This window comes from Planktothrix mougeotii LEGE 06226, from assembly GCF_015207485.1.
GTDB lineage: Bacteria > Cyanobacteriota > Cyanobacteriia > Cyanobacteriales > Microcoleaceae > Planktothrix.
Genome location: NZ_JADEWU010000068.1, coordinates 24736 through 31015 on the forward strand (window position 1 = coordinate 24736; position 6280 = coordinate 31015).

Sequence of the window (6280 nt, forward strand, 5' to 3'; positions counted from 1 at the left end):
TAGAACTAAATATTAACTATGCAGAAACCGGGTTTTTCTCAAGGGTTTGTATTCTCCCAAACTTCCCTAAAAAAACCCGATTTCTCTACCCTTAATACTCTCGACCCTTCACACTCACTAACCCTTCTGCATCTAAAATTTCCCCTTCGGTATAATAGCCTGCGGCTTTTTTGGCTTCTATTTCAACCTTGGCATCCGCCGGAATTAAATCATCAGGAATAGGAACCCGTTTCACCACTTCAATTCCCGAATTGACAATGGCATTATATTTCATATTGCTCATGGAAACTAAGCGATCAATTTGAGTCATTCCTAACCAATGTAACACATCCGGCATTAACTCTTGAAAGCGCATATCTTGAACCCCTGCTACACATTCTGTCCGTTCAAAATAAGCGTCTGCGCGATCGCCTCCCGTTTGACGTTTGCGGGCATTATAAACTAAAAACTTCGTCACTTCTCCTAATGCTCGTCCCTCTTTTCGATAATACACAATCACCCCGACACCCCCTTCCTGGGCTGTTCTAATACATTCTTCAATGCCATGCACTAAATAGGGGCGACAGGTACAAATATCAGACCCAAAAACATCAGACCCATTACATTCATCATGAACTCGAACCGCCACTGGGCGATCGGGATCAGTAATGGCTGAAATATCCCCCAAAATATAAACCGTAACCCCACCAATAGGCGGTAAAAATACTTGTAAATCAGGACGGGTAATTAACTCAGGAAACATCCCCCCAGTTTGTTCAAATAAAGCATGACGTAAATCGCTTTCACTCACCTTTAAACGATGGGCAACACCGGGTAAATACCACACAGGTTCAATAGCGGCTTTTGTAACCACTAAATCCCCATTTTCTTTCATGATTTCCCCATCTAATTTTAACCGTCCTTTGGCGGCTGCCTCGTATAATTCGGGCATATTAATATGGGCTTTTGTAATCGCAATAGTCGGGCGAATATCATAGCCTTTTTCAAAATAGTCGGTAAATACATCCCCAACCACCGCCCCAAAGGGATCGAGGGCGACAATTTTATCAGGATCAGCCCAACTGGGATAGGGGCCAATATTGACAATGGGGGAAGTATTGGTTAAGTCGGCGCGATGGTCGGTTTTTAAGCTTCCCTGAACCACTGCTAAGGCGCGATAAATGGCATAAGAACCGGAATGGGTTCCAATTACGTTACGATGGCTAGGATCGGTCAAGGTTCCAATTAAGGGGCCACGTTTGAGGGGATCGGCGTTTCCCCAATGAATGGGGATCGGTTTGGCGCCGTAGGGGGTGGGGTGAGAAGTCAGAACAATATGCCTAGGTTTGGAATCTCGCTTTTCTTTCGCCATTGCTGTATCCGTGCTTGAGGTTATCTCATATTGACATAGGGAATGGGGAATTAGGAATTAGGAATTAGGAATTACGAATTACGAATGGGGAATCTGTCAATAATTAGGTTGGGTTAATGAATCAAAATAATAATAAATCATTATTGGTAAGGGTGGGATAATCCCGCCCCTACGCAGGATAACAAATTAAACGCCGCCTCCAACAATGGTGACAATTTCTAAGACATCTCCTGATTTTATTTCAGTTTGATCCCAAAATTGACGATGGAGAATTTCACCGTTATATTCTACAGCAATTAACCGGGGATTTAAACCTTGCTGTTCTAAAAATTGGGGAAGTGTTAAACCCGCAGAACAGGTTTTTAATTCTCCATTAACTTTGAGGGTAATGGTTTCAGCCATGATATCAATTTAGGGTTATTTGGGTAAGACTTTATAGGACTTTAGGCTTCTAAAACGATTGAGTTGAGAGAGGAAATATTGAGTTACTAAAGTCGGTTGTTCTGCATTCATAATAGAACGAACCACCGCAATGCGATCGCAACCCGTTGCCATAACATCATCCAAATTATTCATATCAATTCCTCCAATGGCAAACCAAGGAATCATTGAATTTTTAACGGCATGACGAACATATTCTAAGCCTGCTGCGGCTCTTCCTGCCTTCGTTGGGGTTTCATAAACAGGCCCGACTCCAATATAATCTGCTCCTTCTTGAATTGCCCGTTTTAGATCTTCAGGACTATGGGTAGACCGACCGATTAATCGTTGGGGGCCAAGGATTTGTCGAGCTAATTCAATGGGAATATCATCTTGTCCTAAATGAACGCCATCGGCATCAACGGCGACGGCAATATCAACGCGATCATTAACTAAAAATAAGGCATTATAACGATGACACAATTGACATAATTTTTGAGCCGTTTTCAGTCGAGTTTCATCATCAGAGGTTTTATCTCGATATTGAACTAAAGTTAATCCTCCTTGTAAGGCTGCTTCCACAATCGATAATAACCGTTCTCCTGGGGAAGTGACTAAATAAAGATAGGAATTCAGTAAAACTTTATGCCGATCATGAGCCAGTAAACGAGTTTCTAAGGTATACACTTGATAGCGCATTTGTTTAAAGGTTTTTCCCATTTCTGGATGATATAATTTGCCGTATTCTTCCAGAACTCGTAAGGCTTCTTGAACGCGGCAGAAATTGGCTTGTAATAATTGTTCAATTCCTGAACGTTGTTCTTCTTGGGGATGGGTTAATTCTGTACCCGGATCATCGATTGTATTACGATAGGAACGTAGGTTCATCGTATGCCAACGGGCAACTTCTTGGCGCAGATGTTTACATTCTTCTGCGAGTTCTCCGCTATTGAGTCCAAACCGACACCATTCTTCAATAATTCTTAACCCTTCACGGGTGCGGTCTAAGTTGGCATCTAAAATCCGATATAAAATCGGTTGCGCCAAGGGACTGTATTGTTCCTCCATCCAATCTTCCTCAATGAGTGCGTAATGTTCCAATTCAAGATATAATATTCGTCAATTTCAAATTGACCCTCGGTGCGTCGAAACAAAGTTCAAAATTCTTAATAGCCAAAAGGTTAAATTTAAGGCAAAATTAAGGCTGGTTTGACGCCATTGAAATTTTAAACTAATTTCAGTCCGTCAGAGTCGCTGAATTTTGGCACTCCGTTGTTGTAGTTTGACCCCCTGTTGTTATGCTTGGACAACCCTAAGCCGTAACTGTCAATGGAAGTACCCAAGCTTAACAACAAATTCAGGTTCTGAGTGCAACAACGGAAATGATCAATGCTAATCCGAACCTTCAGTCCTACCCCCCTACAATGACTCGACAACTCGGTATTCCTCAATCTTGTTTATGGTTTGTCCCAACTGCCCTGCCATTTTCTTCACCATTTTTATTGAGGGTATTGCAATCTTTTTCCCCATTACTATTAGTGACTTTGGGGTTAGGATTGTTTCAACCTGTTTCTGGGTTAGCCGTTCCTGCGAACAATCAACCGATAACACAAGCCAGCAATCGTTCAACGGCGGTGATTTATGTTAGTTCAATAACGGGAAATGATCAAGGGCAAGGCACACAACAATCCCCTTTAAGAACGATTACAAAAGCTTTAAGTTTAGCCCAACGAAATACTGCAATTATTTTAGCACCCGGAACCTATAGTGGCGAAACCGGAGAACAATTTCCGATTATTTTACATGATAATATTACCCTGCAAGGCAATCCGAATACAAAGGGCAAAGATGTTGTGATTAAAGGCGGCGGGTTCTACACTAGCCGAACATTTGCCCGCCAAAATATTGCCGTATTAGGGGCAAATGGCTCAAAAATTAGTGGAGTAACGATTACTAATTCCAGTGACCGAGGCTATGGGTTATGGATTGAATCAAGTTCTTTAATTGTTTCTCAAAATACCTTTATTGGAAATACCCACGATGGCATTTCTGTGGTGGGAATGAGTGCGCCGATTATTCAAGAGAATTATTTTGCTCAAAATGGCGCCAATGGCATGACGATTTATGGGAATTCTCGCCCCGAAGTTCGGAATAACGATTTTCAAAATACCGGATTTGGAATTAATATTGCTCAAAATGCAGCCCCTTTTGTGATCGGAAATCGTGTTGTTGATAATAAAGATGGGGTGGTGATTCAAGCTAACGCTCGACCGATTTTACGGGATAATCAAATTGAACGAAATCAACGAGATGGAATTGTCGCGATCGCTCAATCTTTACCTGATTTGGGTAATACTCAGGAACCCGGACGCAACGTAATTCGCAATAACGGCCGTTATGATCTCAATAACGGAACCCAGGGCCAACAAATTCAAGCCTACGGAAACCAATTATCCACCGCTAAGGTGTTTGGGGCGATTCAAGTGTCAGGAACCTATACCCCCGCCGCCGCTCCTTCTCCCCTGGTCAGTCAGATCTTAAACTCTCCCGCCCCCTCTCCACAGCCTGTGGCCATTGTTGCCAACGATCCCGCTACCCAGACCCCGATTAACACCCCCTCCGCCCTTCCGGTCTATCTTCCCGAATCCAATTCAACGGCTCAAAACCCGATTCCGATTCCCGTTCCCGCCCCAACTCCCACTCAAACCGCCACCGCCATTCCCATTCCGGTTCCTCCTCCTGAATCTCCTAACTTACCCCCCTTACCGAATACTCGTCGCCCTCCTCAACCCCCCCCAAGACCCACCTCATCGGCGGACTCTATAGCTGGGTCATTAATCTCAACCTTTTCCCGGTTAATCTTAAATCGTCCTTCCCCCCAGTCTCCCTCTCCCCGTTCCCAACCTCAACAAACACAACCGATTACCCAACCGCCTCAACCCACTCAACCCGCTTCCATTGCAGCCATTGGGGTTTTAGCGGTTCCGGGGCCAGATATTCCCATTGGGTCGGGTGGGGGTTTACTTCCCAATGAGGTCGCCAGTGGCGGCGGTGAAGCAATTCCTTTAAGTCCGATGGCTTTGGGCTTAAGGTATCGAGTTGTGGTGGAAAGTAGTAATGATAGTGAGCTTCGTCGGATTCGCTCAATTGTGCCAGAAGCCTTTCCTACGGTGGTTGCAGGGCGACAAGTTGTTCAAGCGGGGGCTTTTCGAGATCAATATCGGGCAAATTGGCTGTTACAACAGTTAACCAGCAATGGATTAAGGGCAAGAATTGAGTTAGTAAACAACCCCGACTGACTTGAGTACAAGTACAGTGGAGGCTTTGAAAAAAGCCGATAGTTTACCCGCCTAAGTTCTTCTTGAACTCCGTTTTTTGAGTCACGACACCCTGTGGATGCGTAGCTAGTCCCCGGCTCTGTCTCTAGTAATTAAACATCTTTATCGGGTTAAGGAAGTGTTACTAGATTAAAAAGCTCTTAAAACCTTGGCAAAGCTAACTTTACCCTAGAAATAGGAGAGACAGAAATGTCTAATTACGTCTTCGTAATTGATGCCAAAGACCAACCTTTAAGCCCTTGCCACCCTTCGGTCGCCAGGAAACTTCTAAAACAAGAGAAAGCGACTGTTTTCCGAAAATATCCGTTTACAATTATCTTAAAGAAAACCGTTGAAAATTCTCAGATTGAATCAATAGAACTGAAGTTAGATCCAGGTTCCAAAGCCACAGGAATTGCTTTAGTTCAAGGTGATAAAGTGATTTGGGGTGCAGAACTCACTCATCGGGGTCAAGGGATTAAAGCCAGTTTGGAATCTCGGCGTTTATTACGTCGTTCCCGAAGAAATCGCCAAACTCGATATCGTCAACCTCGATTTTTGAACCGAAAACGTTCAGAAGGATGGTTAGCTCCCTCCTTGCAACATCGAGTTGAAACCACTCTAACCTGGGTGAAAAAAATGCTCAGATTTGCCCCTATTTGTTCAATAACCCAAGAGTTAGTTAGATTCGATTTACAAAAACTTGAGAATCCTGAAATCTCAGCAATTGAATACCAACAAGGGGAATTGCAAGGTTATGAAGTTCGAGAATACTTATTGCAAAAATGGCAAAGAAAATGTGCTTACTGTGGAAGAGAAAATGTTCCTCTTCAGATAGAACATATTCAACCTAAAACCAAAGGAGGTTCTAACCGTATCAGTAATTTATGCCTAGCTTGTGAGAAGTGTAACCTGAAAAAAGGGACTCAAGATATTGAAAAGTTTCTAGCCCAAAAACCCGATATATGGTTACTTGTATGCAACATAAACCCTGCCCTCTGTTTCCTCTCACCACTGACCTGATTACAGGTTCACTGGGAGTCTCCACAGAGGAAGATAGATGAATTAACGTGAGTTCGACGAAGCGATCGCTCGAATCAATCCCCATCGTACCCAAAGGTGTCATGATAACTTTGGGGAAATCACTGCCATTTTTTCCCACAATGAGCCAAACAAATTTTCTAAGCGTACA

Annotated in this window: 4 protein-coding genes and 1 pseudogene; 2 read left to right on the plus strand and 3 right to left on the minus strand. The window is 43.4% G+C overall.

What is annotated here, in order from left to right:
* Positions 1-91 precede the first annotated feature (91 nt).
* From IQ236_RS21570 to IQ236_RS21580, 3 genes are all read right to left on the minus strand, one after another.
* A complete protein-coding gene (locus IQ236_RS21570) occupies positions 92-1351 on the minus strand; it encodes a GTP cyclohydrolase II (protein ID WP_193871184.1) in 1260 nt (419 codons plus the stop codon).
* A 186-nt stretch (positions 1352-1537) separates the two neighbouring features.
* Entirely contained in the window at positions 1538-1753 is a 216-nt protein-coding gene (gene thiS, locus IQ236_RS21575; RefSeq protein WP_193871185.1) for a sulfur carrier protein ThiS, read from the minus strand.
* 15 nt (positions 1754-1768) lie between these two features.
* Positions 1769-2839 (minus strand): thiamine phosphate synthase, encoded by a 1071-nt coding sequence (locus tag IQ236_RS21580; RefSeq protein ID WP_193871186.1) that lies wholly within the window; start codon positions 2837-2839, stop codon positions 1769-1771.
* A 314-nt stretch (positions 2840-3153) separates the two neighbouring features.
* Here IQ236_RS21580 and IQ236_RS21585 point away from each other — a divergent pair, with 314 nt between their 5' ends.
* Complete coding sequence (locus IQ236_RS21585) at positions 3154-5070, plus strand: DUF1565 domain-containing protein (RefSeq protein WP_193871187.1); 1917 nt, start codon at positions 3154-3156, stop codon at positions 5068-5070.
* Positions 5071-5298: 228 nt separating this feature from the next.
* A pseudogene (gene iscB, locus IQ236_RS21590) lies at positions 5299-6054 on the plus strand (RNA-guided endonuclease IscB); the annotation flags it as partial.
* Positions 6055-6280: the final 226 nt, after the last annotated feature.

What these genes read in the sequence shown, in the direction of transcription:
- IQ236_RS21570 (WP_193871184.1), bottom strand. Translation starts at nt 1,351, where the DNA reads ATGGCGAAAGAAAAGCGAGATTCCAAACCTAGGCATATTGTTCTGACT.
- thiS (WP_193871185.1), bottom strand. Translation starts at nt 1,753, where the DNA reads ATGGCTGAAACCATTACCCTCAAAGTTAATGGAGAATTAAAAACCTGT.
- IQ236_RS21580 (WP_193871186.1), bottom strand. Translation starts at nt 2,839, where the DNA reads ATGGAGGAACAATACAGTCCCTTGGCGCAACCGATTTTATATCGGATT.
- IQ236_RS21585 (WP_193871187.1), top strand. Translation starts at nt 3,154, where the DNA reads ATGATCAATGCTAATCCGAACCTTCAGTCCTACCCCCCTACAATGACT.